This window comes from Campylobacter showae CSUNSWCD (genome assembly GCF_000313615.1).
GTDB classification, from domain to species: domain Bacteria; phylum Campylobacterota; class Campylobacteria; order Campylobacterales; family Campylobacteraceae; genus Campylobacter_A; species Campylobacter_A showae_A.
Genome location: NZ_AMZQ01000011.1, coordinates 68,886 through 85,778 on the forward strand (window position 1 = coordinate 68,886; position 16,893 = coordinate 85,778).

Here is a 16,893-nt window from a genome sequence, read left to right on the forward strand (position 1 = left end):
GCCTACTTGATTTCATAGTTATTCGTCCTCTTTTTCTTCGTCGGTTTCCTGCTCGGGCTCTTCGTTTTTAGCTGGATTTACGCGGGCGGCTATAAAGATAGAAAGCCCGTAAAGACCGATGAGAGGCACAGCCATCAAAAACTGACTGAGGATATCCGGAGGCGTCATAACCGCGGCAAATATAAAAATCACGACGATAGCGTAGCGGAAGGAGTTTTTTAGCATCTTATCGTCGACTAGGCCGAGTTTGGCGAGGAAAAAGGTGATAACGGGGAGCTCAAACGCGATGCCAAATGCAATGACTAGTTTCGTAAAAAAGCCGACGTAGCCGCCGATATTTAGCATCGCGGAAAAGAGCTGTTGGCCGAAATTTATAAGAAAAGCAAAACCGATAGGAACGACGACGTAGTAGCAAAAAGCAGCGCCAACTAGAAACATAAAAGTCGCCGAAATAACAAACGGGATTACGTACTTTTTCTCGTTTTCGTAGAGTCCAGGCGCTACAAAGAGCCAAAACTGCCAAAAAATAATCGGTAGCGAAAACAAAAATCCAGTAAAAAACGCCACCTTCATCGCTACGAAAAAGGGCTCTTGTACCTCGAGAAAGACCATTTTTTGGTTATCAGGTAGGGTGTTTTGCAGCGGCGCGATGATAAAGTCTAAAATTTGATTCCAAAAGCTAAAGCACACTACAAACATCACGATCACGGTCATGACGCTGATGAAAAGCCTTTTTCTAAGTTCTATTAAATGCGGTTTTAGCTCTTCAAACATTACGCCTCTTTTTTCTCGTTATCGCCCAGCACGGCGTTTTTGACGGCTTCGCCCGGGTTTTTGACCGCTTCGACGCTCTTTTTTACGTCGTTTAGACCGTCTGTGATGCCGCTAGTGACGTCGTTTACGCCCTTTTTTAGCTCGTCGAGCTCCTCAAAGGTAAGCTTTTTTCGCACCGTTTCAGTTGTTTTTGCGATGCTTTCTTTATATTTTTTCGCGTCCTCTTTGAGTTCTTGGATTTTTATCTCTTGATCGAAGCTGCTTTTTGCGTCGTTGACCGTTTTTTTGACGGTTTTAAAAAATTTCGCTATCTCTACCATCGCGCTAGGAAGCTTATCAGGCCCCAAAAATAGCACCGCGATGACGGCTATGACGATGATCTCGGGTAAGCTCATGCCAAACATTTTTTATCCTAATTTTTTATTTTAAAGCGCTTATTTTAGCGTTTTTTATCTCAAATTTGCATAAATCAGCCCGCGATAAATAAAGAAATTTCATCCGCGGTGAGGAAATTTTTGGCGTAATATCGCCCGTTTTTAAATTTTAATTTTCCGCTATTTTTTAGCAGTTGCGCTCTTTGCTCTTGCTCGGCGTTTAGGCTACTTTGCTCTATACCGACGATGCTTCTGGCGCCTAAAAATATCCGCTCTAAATTTAGCTCGTCCGCGCTTAAATTTTCGATTTTCTTAGCGTGCGGATTTTTTACGTAAGCGTTTAAATTTGAAGCGTTATAAAAGCGATGAACCAGCCAAAATCCGACTGCGTAAGCGCCCAGGGCAAGGTAGAATTTGGCCTGCCAGTAGCCAAGATTATGCTTGCAAATTTGGCCGAAATTTGAAATTTCGTACTGTTTTAGTCCGGTTTCTTCGATGCGATCTATCATAAATTTAGCTAGCCTCGGACTATCTTTTGCGTAGTTTATCTTGCTGGCAAAGGGCGTATTTTCTTCAAGCGTTAGCGAGTACGCCGACACGTGTGAAACGCCTAAATTTCGGATATTTTGCGCCTCTTGCTCGAGTCGTTTTTTGGTGTCTAGCTTCGTACCGTAGATGAGATCGACGTTTATATTTTCTAGCCCCGCGGTTTTGGCATTTGCGACTGCCTCGTAGATCTGCCTCGCGTCGTGGATGCGCCCGAGGAATTTTAATTTATCCTCAAAAAAGCTTTGAGCGCCGAAGCTCACGCGATTTACGCCGTATGATTTCATCTGCGAGAGCCACGCTAGGCTTGCCGAGTTTGGATTTGCCTCCGTCGTGATCTCGGCGTCCTTTGCCAGATATGGCGCGACCGCCTCAAATAGCCGCTCATAGTAGCCCCCGTCCACGGCGCTAGGCGTCCCTCCGCCGATAAAAACCGTCTCGATATCGCCGTTTTTCACGTCAAATTTTAAAATCTGCTCCCTAAAATCCGCAATCATCGCGTCAAAATACGCGCCGGTTAAATTTCGTTTGCCAACGACCGAGCCAAAGGCGCAGTATGGACATTTGCTCTCGCAAAACGGGATGTGGACGTAAAGAAGCATTTTGACCTTTGTTTTTGCCGTATTTTAGCAGATTTTGCGGGTTTATCGCGCAGTGTATGATATTTTGTTTTTGCGCCGTTTGGTGGTCGGTTTGCGGTAAATTTAGGTCGGATTTAGGCGCAAAACCGACTCCGGTAAGCTATTTGACGCTTTTAAATTTTTAAATTTACCGCCGTTTTTGCCGCCCGTTAAATTTAAAAAGTCGCGCCGATACGTTTAAATTTACGTATAAAATTTCTTTTGTTTTAAAATTTGCGTCGGCAAAACGCCGAATTTTTCTCTAAAAATCTTTGCAAAATGCGGAGCGCTGGCATATCCGACGATTTTTGCGGCTTCGCTCACGCCGATATCCCCGCGCTCTAAGAGCTTTTTCGCAGCGTTTAGACGCTCGCTTGCTAGCAGCCCGTAGATCGTATCGCCAAAATAGCTTTTAAAGCCTTTTTTTAGCTTAAATTCATTCGTCGCGCACGCTCTGGCTAGCTCTTTTATGCTGGGCGGATTTTGGACATCGCTTAGTAAAATTTGCCTCGCTTTATTTAAAATTTTTACGTATTCGTCGCTAAAATCGCGCTTTTTTTCATCGGCTTCGGGCGTTTTAGGCGCGCCTAAGCTTTTGTAGATTAGCTCTAAAATTTTAGCTTCCATGAAGATTTCTCGCATCTTGCCCTCAAGCTCGCTCGCAGTTAAAAGCTCCCGTAAAATCATGCTTTGGGCTAAATTTATCTTAGCCGTTTGGATGCAGATTTCGTTTTCTTCGCCTAGGTTTTTAAATGCCGCCAGCTCGTCGGCTAGTTCGTTTTTTAGTACGATACATCGTCCTGTATAGTTATTGCTCTGATACTCGCAGATACCCTCAAATCCGCTATCCACGCGTCCCATCCAAAACTCTCCGGCCTTTAGATAAAAAGTTTTTTTATCCGCTTTAAGCCCGGCGTCTCCTCTTGCGTCGTTAAAGAGCAAAAAGCAGTAGCCAGCGCCTCTTTCAAGCCGTCTTTTTACGCTTTTATTGCAGATTATTTCGCTTCTGCAGTAGCTTGCGCCACTTGCGCCTTTAAAAAACTCAATCTTACATTTTCTATCTTGCTCTTGCCATGCGCTTTGTCCGTAGCGCACCGAATTTTGCGCGAATTCTTGCTCGTTTGCGCGTAAAATATCTTTAAACTCGACCTTCATTTGTTTTTTATCCTTTTAGCGTTGATAAAAAATCCCTCTACCGTTTATCGGAGTATTGATAATAATTATCTGATTATAGTAAAATAAGGTTTAAATTTAAATAAGGAGTTTAAAGATGAAAAGTATGCCTAAAATTTCTATGCTAGCTTGTTTGGCGCTATCTTGCGCGCAGGCGGCCGACGAAGTGAAACTAAATGAAGTTACCGTAACTAGCGCGACGGGTTTTGAGCAAAATATCAAAGACGCGCCCGCTTCCGTTTCGGTAATCTCGCAAAAAGAGATAGCCAGGCGCAACCATCAAGATATAGAAAGCGTCGTAAAAGACGCTCCGGGCGTTTTCGGCGCGACGCTGGGAGCTGCTAGCAGACGCGGTATCACGATGAGAGGCCTTGGTCAAAAATACACTAAAATTTTAATAGATGGCCGCCCTGCGACCAGCGATAGCGCGTATAGAGGGCTTCGCGCGGTCGGTAGCGCTCAAAATTTTCTCCCGCCGGCAAACACGATCGAGCGTATCGAAATCGTGCGAGGGCCGATGAGCTCGCTATACGGCTCAGATGCGATGGGAGGCGTCATAAATATTATCACCAAGGGCTTTTCAAACGAATTTAGCGGTAACGTAAACGGCTACTATACGCTTGCGGGCAAAAGCGGGATAAATTACGACTATCAGACCGGCTTTTACGCAAACGGCGCAGTGATCCCAGACGTGCTAGGTATCGCGCTTTACGGGCGGTATTTTCACAAATTTGAAGATGAGCGAGCCTTTACGAACCGCAAAAACGAGGACATAAATTTCGGTGCGAAAATCATGTATAACGCCACCGAAAACGACGAAATAGCTCTAGATCTACGCCGCGTAGTAAATAAATACGAGCGTACTGAAGGCAAGACGCTAAACCGCACGGCTAGCGATAACACGAGCGTGGCTTTTGAGAAGATGAGCGGATATACCGCCTCGCTCTCGCATACGGGCAAATACGATAAACTGCTGCTTGAAAGCTTTTTAATGCACGATAATATGAAAGAGAGTGGGCAACAAGACCTCACGCTAAAAACGACGACGCTAAATACCAAGGGAACGTATTTTTTTGATAATAATACGCTAAGCCTAGGCGCCGAATACAGAAGAGAAAGGCTAAACGAAAAGGCAACGACCGCCGACGCCGCAAATGTCAAAAGGTATGATTTTTCGCTATACGGCGAAGATGATTTTGACGTAACCGACGCACTCACGCTAACTGTGGGTCTAAGGTATAATCACGACAAAGACTACGGCGGACACGTATCTCCGCGCGGCTATGCCGTATATCATCTAAGCGAAAATTTATCGTTAAAAGGCGGAGTATCGGCGGGCTACTCGACGCCTGATATCAAGATGCGAACCGACGGGCTTGCCCTGCCTTTTGCCGGCGGCATGGGAGCGCAGCTGGGCAAAAGCGACCTAAAACCCGAATCCAGCCTAAACTACGAAGCCGGCGTCGCATACGGGGACGAGAGCCTTAACGTATCGGCGATGGCGTTTTATACGCGGATAAAAGACGGTCTAGGTACGAAGCCGGTTTGCGTCGCACGCCCGGGCGTTCCTTGCGTGCATAACGGTAAGACCTATAGGCGCGGTATCTGGGAGAGCGTAAATATCGGCAAGGCTGAAGTAAAGGGTGTCGAACTCGCCTCAGACTGGCAGATTTTATCAAATTTAGCCCTGCACTCAAGCTACGTTTACACTAAATCAAAGCAAAAATCTGGCGCGTACGAGGGTAAATCTTTAAACAATCTACCCGTACACACCGTAAAACTAGGGCTTGACTACGATATGACGCCTGATCTAAATCTGTGGACGCAGATGAACTATCTAGGCAAAACCAGAGCCGTTTACGGCCTACCGGGAGACGAGGAGATAAAGGATTATACGCTATTTGACGCGGGCGCAAGCTACAAGCTAACTAAAAACGCGAGCGTAAATTTTAGCGTTTATAATATCTTTAACGAATACGTAACGACAAAATCCGGACGCTATGAAATTTTGATCGCCGACGGGATTAAATATAGACTCGGATTTAACGTAAATTTTTAAATTTAGTCAAATTTAAGCGGAGGTGGTGGTGTGTAGCAACGCGCCGTCCTGCGCCCGGTTTTTAAAATTTGAGTTTAAATTTAAGGAGAAAGATGCCGTTTTTAAAGAAAAAGAAATTTTGGTTTAATGTCCATTTGATTTTAAGTCTAGCCTGTGTTTTGCCGCTGCTTGTCGTCGCTCTTAGCGGCGCGATCATATCCTATCACGACGAGATTATAGACCTTGCAAACTCGCAAAAAACCTTTGTCGAGCGAGGCGAAAAAGAGCTTAGCACGAGAGAAATTTTAGATATTTTTAAAGCTAAGGAACCAAATTTTACGCTTAGCTACTACAAGATTAACTCGGACGCAAATCACGCTCTAGGCGTATCCGGTACGGATGCTAAAGGCGAGTTTAAGTCGTATTTTATAAATCAATACACGGGCGAGATAACGGGTGAAAATTTCGGCGATAAATTTATCGGACTAATGTTAAATTTGCATACGAATTTAGGGCTCGGCCTTAGCGAAAACGAGACGCTACGGCTTATAGGTAAGCATATAGTTGCGGTTTGCTCTATCGCTTTGGTAGTTTTGGTTGTATCTGGATTGATAATCTATTATCCTAGTTTTAAAACTAAATTTATGCGTGCATTTACTTTAAAAATCAAGACCAAAGGCTATGCGTTTTTGTACAGCCTACACGGATTTGCCGGCGTTTATCTCTGTTTATTTTTGGCTTTTATGAGCGTCACGGGGCTTTACTGGTCGTACGACTGGGCGGCAAAGCTCGTAAATAACGCGCTTGGCGAAAAGGAAATTTTTAGAAAAAAGAGCTTTACGCAAGTGAGGGGGTTTTCGCTAAAGGACGAGGCTAAGATAGCAAATTTGGAGGCCGCGATAGATATTTTTAAACGAGATAGAGGGGATTACGAGCTTTTTAACGTCATCACGCAAGAAGACGGCGAAAATTTTATGATATTTTACTTTGACAAAGGGCTGGAAGAGGACGATAAGGTAAATACGATGACGATAAACGCCGCCAAGGGGCAAATCATCAGGCATGCGAGGTTTGACGACGCTAAAAGCTCGATGCCGAGGCCTTTTGCGATTCATAAAGCGGTTTTAAGCTTGCATTCGGGATATTTTTTGGGCGAGATCGGTAAATTTATATTTTGTTTAGCTTCAGCGTCGGTTTTGTTTTTTGTTATAAGCGGCTTTTGGATGAGCTTAAAACGGCTCAAAAGATAAATTTGATAAAATCGCTCGAAAAAACTGAAAAAGGCTAAATATGCGAGTGATTTTAGACGGATTTGACGGCTCTTTTTTGCCGATTTTGCAAAGCTTTAAGGCTGTGATGCCAAGCCTGCATATAACAGGTATAGAGGAGCTCGGCAAGAGCGTAAACGAGAGGACGTCAAGCGCAGAAAACGACGATGCCATAAACGTAAGCGAGCTTTTTGCGCGCCAATACGAGCGGGACGAGCTTTTATCGGACAGCTCTTTGTTTTTGCAAGATAATAAATTTGACGGGAGCGGCGAGAGTGCGGCGGTCAAATTTGATGAAAACGTAAAATTTGACGGTGTGCATGTTAGCGACGATGATAAATTTGAGCAAAAATTAATAGCCGAGAGCGAGCAAAAAACCGCTTCCGTGTGGGAGCAAAATTTGCAAGAGAGATGTGATGCTATACCGCGTCAAGACGGCGGTTGGCAAGAAAAGGCGATTTTGCAAACGGGCTCTTTGAGTGAAATATCTAAAACTGCGCCAACTAGCCAAAGCGCGCAAACCGCCGCTCCGCGCGAAACTCCTGTTTTTGACGGAGCTACGCAAACGGCACCGTCTAGTAAAATACCCGCTTCTAATGAAGCCCTAAAAACGGCCGCTTTGGACGAATCCGCGCAGGCTGCGCTATTTGATTTTAATGAGTCTGCGCAAAATTTGTCACCGCGCGTTGAGCCAAAAGCCGCGCCCGAGCGTAAAAAGCACGAAAGCGCGAGCCTGTTTACCGACGAAGAAGTGCGGGCGATACTGGAGCTAAAATAAAGGGCTCAAATTTGACGAGCCAAGCGGTTAAATTTGATGGAAAATGAAGAAAAACGCGCAATTTTTACCGCGCCGCAAAAGTAAAATTCGTAGTTTTAAAATTTAAATAAAAATTTTAAGCCTAAGCGTCAAATTTTTCCGCCAACCTCGCGATATTTAGCTATATCTTAACTATTTTTCGTTAAAATCGACAATTAAAAATTCTCGGAAAAAAAGATGGAAAAGAAATATAGACCAAATGTCGCGGCGGTCATACTTGCGCCCTCTTATCCGTTTGATTGCAGGATATTTATCGCGCAAAGATGCGATATGGCGGGTATTTGGCAGTTTCCCCAGGGCGGTATAGACGATGGCGAGACGCCGCGCGAGGCTCTAAAAAGAGAGCTCAAAGAGGAGATAGGCACGGACGACGTGGATGTGCTTAGCGAGTATCCGCAGTGGCTTAGCTACGACTTCCCTGAGGGTACGACGAGTAGGAAATTTTATAACTTTGACGGGCAGACGCAAAAGTATTTTTTAGTGCGGCTAAGACCTAGCGCGAAGATAAATATAAACACCAAAAAGCCCGAATTTGACGAATATAGATTTATAAACTCAAGCGAGGTTTTGAGCGACGTAAACCACTTCAAAAAGCCGATCTACAGTAAGGTTATCGGCTACTTTAAAGAGAAAGGATTTATTTAATGTTAATCGTCCAAAAATACGGCGGCACGAGCGTTGGGACGCTTGAGAGGATAGAAAACGTCGCCGCGAGAGTGATAGAAACTAAAAAAAGCGGCGCGGACATCGTGGTCGTTGTCTCGGCGATGAGCGGCGTGACTAATCAGCTGGTGGACTACGCCGAGCATTATACGAAGGCTCCCGACGGCGTGGCGATGGATATGCTGCTTAGCTCCGGCGAGCGCGTTACCTGCGCACTTTTAACGATAGCACTGATAAATTTAGGCTATCCTGCGGTGGGTCTAAGCGGTAGGCTAGCGGGCATCATCACCGATAGCGTGCATACTAGAGCTAGGATCGAGGCGATAGATACTAAGCGTATGAAAGAGGAGTTAAAGGCGGGCAAGATCGTCGTCGTAGCGGGCTTTCAGGGTATAGACGAAAAGGGCGATGTGACGACACTCGGACGCGGCGGTAGCGATCTTAGCGCCGTGGCGATAGCAGGCGCTCTAGATGCGGATCTGTGCGAGATTTACACCGATGTGGACGGAGTTTATACGACCGATCCTCGCATAGAGCCAAAGGCCAAAAAGCTAGATAAAATCAGCTACGATGAGATGCTAGAGCTTGCGAGCCTAGGCGCAAAAGTGTTGCAAAACCGCTCGGTCGAGCTAGCTAAAAAGCTAAACGTAAATTTAGTCACCAGAAGCAGCTTTAATCACAACGAAGGAACACTAATAACAAAGGAAGAGAGTATGGAAGCAGTACTAGTAAGTGGTATCGCGCTAGATAAAAACCAAGCTAGAGTAACTTTAAGAGGCGTGGTCGATAAGCCGGGTATCGCGGCAGAGATTTTCACCGCGCTTGCAGAAAAAAACATAAACGTAGATATGATAATCCAAAACGTAGGCCAGGATGGCACGACGAATTTGGGCTTTACTATACCGCAAAACGAGCTTCACATCGCAAAAGAGTGCATGGATAAACTAAGCGCGTCGAGGGAAATTTTATACAACGACGAGATAGTTAAGGTCTCGGTCGTGGGCGTAGGTATGAAAAGCCACACGGGAGTTGCTTCGCTAGCTTTTCAAACGCTGGCAAACGAGGGCATAAATATCCAAATGATCTCGACTAGCGAGATAAAAATCTCGATGATCGTCGATCAAAAATACGGCGAGCTAGCGGTTCGCGCACTACACGAAGCTTATAAACTCGATAAATGAGCGATTTTATAAAATGGACGCTCGAGGCGATCCGCGAGGAGGGTTCGCTGATGAGCTGGATGGAGGAGAGGCGTACCGAGTGGACGCCTCTCCTCGCCTCGAAGCTTAAATTTTTACTCGAAGGGCGCGCGTTTATCCTGATAACCGATAGCGAGCGCGGTTGGTTTGAGGAGTATTTTTTAAAAAATATAAATAAGCCGACAAATGCCCGCCCCGTGCTACCTTTTTTCTCGCTAAAGGCGCTTTACCCGTCTTTTGAAAATATCGGCTCAAAAGAGGAAGTCTCGCTGCTTTTAGATATGCTTAGTCTTGCTTTTCCAAACGGTTACGTGTTTTTTTACGTCGGCAAGAGCGCCGAAAAAAGCTCGCAGATCGCCAAAGGCAAGGACGATAGCTACATGTGGCTTTTTGACGAGCAGGCGCAAAATAGCTTTTATCTAAGCTCCTCCGACGGTGCGCTAGACATCAAGCTCTTATCGCTGTTTAGGCTTTTTGATAAGAGCATAGACGCCGCTTTATTTGCGAAAGTAACGCTTTAATCTATGCGAAGCAAAATCGTAATCACGAGCGATTTTGAAGCCTTAAAAGAGGAAATTTTAGGGCTTTACGGCGTAAATTCGGTTAGATTTTTTTTCGTCGAGGACTTTTTGCTAGAAAATGCAAAAGAGGTCGCCGCCGAGGCCTACATCGCGGAGAGCGAGCCTAAGCTGCTAGTTTTAGGCGCTAAAAATTTCCGCGTCGAGGCTCAAAACTCTCTACTAAAAATCATCGAAGAGCCGCCTAAAAATATCTTTTTTATCATAGCTTGCGAGTCGAAAAATATGCTTCTGCCGACCGTCCGCTCGCGCCTAGTTACTGAAAATAGACTCGAAAAAAAGCAGCGCGAAAAAACGGGGCTAGATTACAAACGCCTCGAGCTAAAAGAAATTTGTGCGTTTATCGATGAAAAATCAGCTTTTGAGCGCTCCGAAAAGCTCGGCAAAAACGACCTAAAAGAGCTAATCGCCGCAATAGTTCTCGAGGCTACGGCGCAGGGGGTCAAATTTAGCGCCGAAGAGCTTGAGTATTTTTTCAAAGCTGTGCGCCTAGCTGAGCTAAATACCAAAACCCATGCGCTTCTTACGCCGATACTTCTTATGATTTACGAAAAAGGGCTTAGATGAAAATTTTTAAAATCAATCCGCAAACTGATTTTAACGAGATTTGCGAGATTATCCGTCCTAGCGACGAGGGGCGAAATTTGATGAAAAAAAAGTCGGCGATCAACTTTTTTTTGATTAAAGATTTACGCTCGCCGGCCGCAAATATCCTAAAACAAGACGCATTAAGCGTAGGTGCGGAGCTCGTCACTAATCGGGACGTGATTCTGGACGGCGAAAACTCGACTGCGCTTTTGATGGCGACCGATGCGCAGGTGGGAGCGCTTGCCAAAAAAGAGGCCGCGCAGGATTTTGGTCTAAAAAATTTGGCTAAATTTTTAAAATCTCCGTTTAAAAAACCGCAGCGTGCGCAGATAATGGGCGTCGTAAACGTAAATGAAGATAGCTTTAACGCCGCAAGCCGCGTGAACGAAAAAAGCGGTATCGAAAAAATCGAAGCCATGATAGAAGCAGGCGCAGACTACATCGACCTTGGCGGCGTTAGCTCAAGGCCAGGGAGCGAGTATTGCGGCCAAGAGGAGGAATTTAGGCGTATAAAAGATATCGTGGAGGAAATTTACAAGCTAGATTTACATGAAAAGGCGAAATTTAGCCTTGATAGCTTTGATCCTTATTGCTTAGAATTTGCGTTAAATCACGGCTTTAAGATGATAAATGACATCACGGCAAACGCAAATTTAGCCACGCTTGCTGCAAGATACGACGCCCAGTTTTGCATGATGCATATGCAAGGCGATCCTGCCACCATGCAGATCGCGCCAAAATACAACGACCTTATCGGCGAAATAACGGATTTTTTTGAGCAAAAGATAGCCCTTGCAAGGGAGCTTGGCGCTAAAAAGATAGTGCTTGATGTGGGTATTGGCTTTGGCAAGACGGCTGAGCAAAATTTGCTGCTTATTAAGCATTTGGAGCATTTTTTGAAATTTGACTGCCCACTGCTAGTTGGTGCTAGCCGCAAATCAGTCATAAATCACTACTATAAAAGCGAGGTCAAGGACCGCTTGCCAGGCTCGCTCTATCTGCACCTAAAAGCCTTCGAAAACGGTGCGCAGATCATTAGAACGCACGACGTGGCAGAGCACAAGCAGCTTTTTGATATGCATGAGGCGATGAACCAAGCCACGCTTTGGTAGGGCGCTTGGCTAAAAAAGAGGCTAGATGAGAAATTTACTTCCGCCACCTTGGATCAAATTTCCAAGTATAGATCCATTTTCCATCGGCTGGAGAATGGGCGCTGGCGAGGGTTATAAGTTTAAATTTAACGACTGGCTTAAAACGCTAAGCCAAGATGAACGTAGCGAGTATCAGCAGCTCTTTGCTGAGCCTGCGACGTGGCGTGGCTACTGGGATGAGAGACTAGGCGATGATGAAAGCACGCTTTTTATCAACGATGAATTTGTTACCGACCTTTGGGAGCGTGAGCCTAGATATGAGTTAAAGTGGCTAAAAAAGCGCTACAACGCTGGCAAGGCGGATAAATTTCTATTTTTTTGGGGTCATCAAAAGAGTGCAGGCATAAGCGCAAGCTGTCTAAGCCAGTGGTACGGCTCTAGTTTTTGGCAAGATGAGGTTCATTACGTTTGTGCTGAGCAATATATGATGGCTAAAAAGGCTGAGTGTTTTGGCGATGATGAGGCTTTAGAGCAAATTTTATCCGCCAAAGATCCAGCGCAGATGAAGGCGCTTGGTAGGCAGGTACGTGGCTTTGACGCCAAGGTCTGGGACGAGATAAAATTTAGCGTTGTGCTAAATGCAAGCTATTTAAAATTTAGTCAAAATGCCAAGCTGCGAGAATTTTTACTCTCGACAAAGGATAAAATTTTGGTTGAGGCAAGCCCTATTGATAAAATTTGGGGCATAGGCATGAGTGCTGATGATGAAAATGCGCACAATCCTATGAAGTGGCGTGGGCAAAATTTGCTTGGCTTTGCGCTGATGAGAGCGAGGGACGAGATAGCAAAGGTCTATAAAAACGTCCATTTGTGCGATGAAAATGAGCTAAATTTGGATCATTTATAAAGTATGTTTAAGATAAAATGCGGTGTAAATTTGGAGCAAAAATGACAAAACAAGAGTACGAACGAGCGATAGATACGCTAAATGCGTGGGCAAAGGCCTACTACGACGAGGACGAGCCACTTGCAAGCGACGAAGAGTATGACGCACTCTATCACGCGGTTTTGGCCTTCGAGCAGGCAAACCCAAGTGAAATTTCGCTATTTTCGCCGACTAAGCGAGTGGGTGGAGGCGTAAAAGAGGGCTTTAGCAAGGCAAGCCACATAAAGCGCATGTGGAGCATGGAGGATATCTTTAGCCTTGGCGAGCTTGATGCTTGGCTAAAGCGCGGCGAGAAGGAGAATTTGACCTTTGTCGCTGAGCCAAAATTTGACGGAGCGAGCCTAAATTTACTCTACGAAAATGGCATTTTAGTTAGGGCGATAACCAGAGGCGACGGCGTTACAGGCGAGGACGTGACGCAAAATGCAAGGACTATTAGCTCGGTGCCAAAGAGCATTAGCTACAAAGGGCTCATTGAAATTCGTGGCGAAGTCGTCATAAGAAAAGATGACTTTGAGCTACTAAATATAGAGCGTGCAAAATCTGGCGAGGCGCTACTTTCAAACCCTAGAAACGCAGCCGCAGGAAGTCTTAGGCAGCTTGATAGCGCAGTGACTGCTAAAAGAAAGCTACTTTTCATACCTTGGGGCGTGGGCGAGCAGAGTCTTGGACTGAAAAACCACAGCGAGGTGATGAAATTTGTGCGTGAGCTTGGCTTTGAAAGAGATGATTTTTTCAAAATTTTAAAAAAAGATGAGCTTGAGGCCGCATATAACGAGCTCTTGGCAAATCGTGACGCAAAAAGCGTGATGATGGATGGCATGGTGATACGTGTAAATGACCTTGCTCGCTGCGAGCAGCTAGGCTACACGGTCAAATTTCCAAAATTTATGGTGGCATTTAAATTTCCAGCCATTGAGAAAGTCACAAGGCTAAGAGACGTAGCACTTCAAGTTGGCAGAAGCGGCGTGGTGACGCCTGTTGGCGTGCTTGATGAGGTAAATATAGACGGCGCAAATGTAAAATCAGCCACCCTTCATAACTTCGACGAGATCGAGCGCCTTGGCGTTATGAAAAACGACTACATCGGCATTATCCGCTCAGGCGACGTCATACCAAAGATCACAAAGGTCTATAAAGATAGGCGTGATGGCAGCGAGCAAGCGATTGATAGGCCTAAATTTTGCCCAGTTTGTGGCTCGCACCTGCTTGATGAGGGGGTCTTTGTAAAGTGCCAAAATTTAAGCTGCAGAGCAAGAGTGGTGGGCTCGATAATCCACTACGCATCGAAGAAATGCCTAAACATAGACGGCCTTGGCGATGCGATAGTAAATTTGCTATTTGACAAGGGGCTCATCTCTTGCATAAAGGACATCTACGGCCTTAAATTTGATGATCTCATGGCGCTTGAGGGCTTTAAAGAGAAAAAGATAAATAACCTTTTAAATGCCATTGAGGCTAGCAAAGGTGCGGAACTATCGCGCTTTATCACGGGTCTTGGCTGCGAGCACATCGGCGAAGTGGCGGCAAAGAAGCTAGCTAGTAGCTTTGGGCTGGGCTGGCTTGATGCTAGCTTTGAAGAGCTAACCTCGCTTGAGGGCTTTGGCGTGGAGATGTCAAATAGTTTAATCGACTTTGCCGAGGTAAATAGAGCAGAAATTTTAGCCCTAAGCCAGATCGTGCAGCCAAGCGTGACGCAGGTGCAAAGCGTCTCAAATGCGCTAAGTGGCAAAACGGTGGTGATAACTGGCACACTAAGTCGCCCAAGGGACGAGATAAAGGCGGAGCTTGAGAGTTTTGGCGCAAAGGTTTCTGGCTCAGTCTCTAAAAAAACGGACTTCGTGCTAGCCGGCGAGGAGGCTGGCAGCAAGCTAGAAAAAGCAAATGAGCTAGGCGTGCAAGTGATCGATGAGAGCGAATATGAGAGGCTAAAACTTGAGGTTTGATAACTACGTCGCAAGCGTTTTAAATATCAGTAGAAACAAGGCGAGCGAGCTCATTAAATCTGGCAAGGTGCTAATAAATGGCGAAATTTGCACCAAGGTTTCAAGCGAAGTTAGCGAGGCTAAAATTTCACTGCTTGATGAAATTTACGTTGGGCGAGGCGCGCTTAAGCTAAAAAGCTTTTTGGAAGCGATGAAATTTGATCTAGCTGGCAAAAACGCACTTGATATCGGTAGCTCAACTGGCGGCTTTATGCAAATTTTACTTGAGCGTGGTGTAAAGAGTGTGACTGGCGTCGATGTGGGCACTGATCAGCTAGACGCCAGCCTAAGAAATAATGAGCGAGTGAAAATCTATGAAAAAACTGACGTCAGGGAGTTTGCGAAGCAAAATCAAAGTAAATTTGATCTCATAACCTGTGACGTGAGCTTTATCTCTTTGGCTGAAATTTTGCCAGCTATTTGTGAGCTAGCAAGCAGGGATTCGCTCATTATCACACTTTTTAAACCGCAGTTTGAAGTGGGCGTTGGCGTAAAACGCAATAAAAAAGGCGTTGTCACCGACGCTAAGGCTGTAAATTTAGCTATGAAGCGCTTTGAAGTGCTAGCAAGTGGTTTGAAATTTGAACTGATAGCTTGCAAAGAGTGCGAGGTCAAGGGAAAGGGAGGAAATGCCGAGTTTTTCTACGCTTTTAACAAAAGATAACATCACTGCCGTTGCGATAGGGCACTTTGACGGCGTACACAGGGGGCACAAGCAGCTTTTAAAGCAGCTAGGCGAGTTTGGTGGGCTTGTTGTCATCGACAAAAATAAAGCCAACATCACGCCGAAGCTAAAGCGAGCTGAGTACTCAGACTATCCTTGCTTCTTGTATGATTTTGAGAGTATAAAAGGACTTAGTGGCGAGGAATTTATCGCACTTTTAAAGCGAGATTTTAAAAATTTAAAAAAGATCGTTGTTGGGTTTGATTTTAGATTTGGCAGAAACAGAGCGTGGGACAAGCACGATCTAAAAAGAATTTTTGATGGTGAGGTGGTCGTAGTAGACGAGGTTTGCTTTGACGGTATGGGCGTGCATAGCTCGGCCATACGCGAGTATATCAAGCAAGGCGAGATATATAAGGCAAACCGTCTGCTAGGCCGCGAATACTCGATCGAAGGCCGCGTGATAAAGGGGCAGGGTATCGGGTCGCGAAAGCTCGTGCCGACGCTAAATTTGGATATCAAAAGCTACCTTTTGCCGCGCGAGGGCGTCTATGCGACGAGGACTCGCATCGGCTACAAGACCTACGGCTCGGTTACCTTTATCGGCAACCGAGTAAGCACGGACGGCAACTTTAGCGTCGAGACGCACGTGCTAAACGAAAATATCGAGGGCGCGCGCGACGTTGCGGTTTGCTTTATCAAGCGACTGCGAGATAACCGTAAATTTGAAAGCCTAGAGGAGCTAAAGGAGCAAATCGGGACCGACATCAAGCAGGCGATGGAGTTCGTCGGTGTGTGCGATCTCTACGTCGTTGGTGATGCTACGCCTCAAAGGAGCGAGCCGTGAAAGACGAAATCTTTAAAGAGCCGATAAAAAAGCAGTTTGAATTTGACGCGAGTGTGGCGTCGGTGTTTGATGATATGATCGGGCGTTCGGTGCCGTATTATGCGGCTTCGCAAAAGCTGATCGCAGATTTTTTAGCTCAAATTTTACCGCAAAACTCTAGCGCGATAGACCTTGGCTGCTCGACCGCCTCGACGCTACTAGCCCTTTGGCGCAAGAGAAACGACCTCGCGCTAAAAGGCGTGGATAACGCGCCTGCGATGCTGCAAAATGCGCGCGCCAAGATAGAGGCGTACGGCGCTAGGATCGAGCTTGAGCTAGCAGACATTTTGGAGTGCAAATTTGACGCTCGCGATGCTGTTTTGATGAACTACACGCTGCAGTTTATCCGCCCGCCCAAGCGTCAGGATTTCGTAGCTAAAATTTACCGTGCGCTAAATGACGGCGGCGTGTTTGTTTTTAGCGAGAAGCTGATATTTGAGGATAAGACTCTAAGCAAAAATATTATCGAAATCTACGAACAATACAAGCTCGAGCAGGGCTATTCACGCTACGAGATCGCTCAAAAACGCGAGGCGCTAGAAAACGTGCTCATACCATACACCGAAGCGGAAAATAGGAACTTGGCGCTTAGCGCGGGGTTTAAAAATGTGGAATGCATATTTAGGTGGGCTAATTTTGCGACATTTGTCGCGTTTAAATAATAAATTTAGCAGCTTGTCTCG

The 16,893-nt window shown here is 45.6% G+C and carries 17 protein-coding genes; 13 read left to right on the forward strand and 4 right to left on the reverse strand.

Annotated elements, in window-relative coordinates; all coding sequences use genetic code 11:
- Positions 1-18: 18 nt before the first annotated feature.
- The 4 genes from tatC to CSUNSWCD_RS08495 all read right to left on the reverse strand — a co-directional run bounded on the left by tatC (position 19) and on the right by CSUNSWCD_RS08495 (position 3,469).
- The gene (gene tatC, locus CSUNSWCD_RS08480; protein ID WP_009495877.1) at positions 19-774 is read right to left on the reverse strand and encodes a twin-arginine translocase subunit TatC; all 756 of its coding nucleotides are present in this window, start codon (positions 772-774) and stop codon (positions 19-21) included.
- Positions 774-1,178 carry a Sec-independent protein translocase protein TatB gene (gene tatB, locus CSUNSWCD_RS08485; RefSeq protein ID WP_002946440.1) on the reverse strand — a complete coding sequence of 135 codons (405 nt, stop codon included), beginning with the start codon at positions 1,176-1,178 and terminating at the stop codon, positions 774-776. Before tatB ends, tatC begins: the two co-directional genes overlap by 1 nt.
- A gap of 65 nt (positions 1,179-1,243) precedes the next feature.
- A complete protein-coding gene (hemW, locus tag CSUNSWCD_RS08490; RefSeq protein WP_009495879.1) occupies positions 1,244-2,296 on the reverse strand; it encodes a radical SAM family heme chaperone HemW in 1,053 nt (350 codons plus the stop codon).
- A gap of 222 nt (positions 2,297-2,518) precedes the next feature.
- Positions 2,519-3,469 (reverse strand): helix-turn-helix transcriptional regulator, encoded by a 951-nt coding sequence (locus CSUNSWCD_RS08495; protein ID WP_009495883.1) that lies wholly within the window; start codon positions 3,467-3,469, stop codon positions 2,519-2,521.
- Between the two features lie 115 nt (positions 3,470-3,584).
- On the opposite strand from CSUNSWCD_RS08495, the gene CSUNSWCD_RS08500 reads away from it, so the two are divergent.
- The 13 genes from CSUNSWCD_RS08500 to cmoA all read left to right on the forward strand — a co-directional run bounded on the left by CSUNSWCD_RS08500 (position 3,585) and on the right by cmoA (position 16,872).
- The gene (locus CSUNSWCD_RS08500; RefSeq protein ID WP_009495885.1) at positions 3,585-5,546 is read left to right on the forward strand and encodes a TonB-dependent receptor domain-containing protein; all 1,962 of its coding nucleotides are present in this window, start codon (positions 3,585-3,587) and stop codon (positions 5,544-5,546) included.
- A 92-nt stretch (positions 5,547-5,638) separates the two neighbouring features.
- Positions 5,639-6,775, forward strand: coding sequence for a PepSY-associated TM helix domain-containing protein (locus CSUNSWCD_RS08505; protein WP_009495887.1), 1,137 nt, complete (start codon positions 5,639-5,641; stop codon positions 6,773-6,775).
- A 40-nt stretch (positions 6,776-6,815) separates the two neighbouring features.
- Positions 6,816-7,571, forward strand: coding sequence for a hypothetical protein (locus tag CSUNSWCD_RS08510; protein ID WP_009495889.1), 756 nt, complete (start codon positions 6,816-6,818; stop codon positions 7,569-7,571).
- Positions 7,572-7,787: 216 nt separating this feature from the next.
- Positions 7,788-8,255: an RNA pyrophosphohydrolase gene (locus tag CSUNSWCD_RS08515; RefSeq protein WP_009495891.1), complete on the forward strand. Its 468-nt coding sequence runs from the start codon at positions 7,788-7,790 to the stop codon at positions 8,253-8,255.
- Entirely contained in the window at positions 8,255-9,454 is a 1,200-nt protein-coding gene (locus CSUNSWCD_RS08520) for an aspartate kinase (RefSeq protein WP_009495893.1), read from the forward strand. Before CSUNSWCD_RS08515 ends, CSUNSWCD_RS08520 begins: the two co-directional genes overlap by 1 nt.
- Complete coding sequence (locus tag CSUNSWCD_RS08525) at positions 9,451-9,993, forward strand: HobA family DNA replication regulator (protein ID WP_009495895.1); 543 nt, start codon at positions 9,451-9,453, stop codon at positions 9,991-9,993. Before CSUNSWCD_RS08520 ends, CSUNSWCD_RS08525 begins: the two co-directional genes overlap by 4 nt.
- A 3-nt stretch (positions 9,994-9,996) precedes the next feature.
- Complete coding sequence (locus CSUNSWCD_RS08530; protein ID WP_009495897.1) at positions 9,997-10,617, forward strand: DNA polymerase III subunit delta'; 621 nt, start codon at positions 9,997-9,999, stop codon at positions 10,615-10,617.
- Positions 10,614-11,750, forward strand: coding sequence for a dihydropteroate synthase (gene folP, locus CSUNSWCD_RS08535; protein WP_009495899.1), 1,137 nt, complete (start codon positions 10,614-10,616; stop codon positions 11,748-11,750). Before CSUNSWCD_RS08530 ends, folP begins: the two co-directional genes overlap by 4 nt.
- Before the next feature lie 25 nt (positions 11,751-11,775).
- On the forward strand, positions 11,776-12,636 hold the full coding sequence (locus tag CSUNSWCD_RS08540; RefSeq protein ID WP_009495901.1) for an NADAR family protein: 861 nt from the start codon (positions 11,776-11,778) through the stop codon (positions 12,634-12,636).
- Between the two features lie 41 nt (positions 12,637-12,677).
- Entirely contained in the window at positions 12,678-14,621 is a 1,944-nt protein-coding gene (ligA, locus tag CSUNSWCD_RS08545) for an NAD-dependent DNA ligase LigA (RefSeq protein WP_034964717.1), read from the forward strand.
- Entirely contained in the window at positions 14,611-15,324 is a 714-nt protein-coding gene (gene tlyA, locus CSUNSWCD_RS08550; protein ID WP_009495905.1) for a 23S rRNA (cytidine-2'-O)-methyltransferase TlyA, read from the forward strand. The genes ligA and tlyA overlap by 11 nt, the downstream gene beginning before the upstream one ends.
- Positions 15,290-16,171, forward strand: coding sequence for a bifunctional riboflavin kinase/FAD synthetase (locus CSUNSWCD_RS08555; RefSeq protein ID WP_009495907.1), 882 nt, complete (start codon positions 15,290-15,292; stop codon positions 16,169-16,171). The genes tlyA and CSUNSWCD_RS08555 overlap by 35 nt, the downstream gene beginning before the upstream one ends.
- Positions 16,168-16,872 (forward strand): carboxy-S-adenosyl-L-methionine synthase CmoA, encoded by a 705-nt coding sequence (gene cmoA / locus CSUNSWCD_RS08560; RefSeq protein ID WP_009495909.1) that lies wholly within the window; start codon positions 16,168-16,170, stop codon positions 16,870-16,872. The genes CSUNSWCD_RS08555 and cmoA overlap by 4 nt, the downstream gene beginning before the upstream one ends.
- Positions 16,873-16,893: the final 21 nt, after the last annotated feature.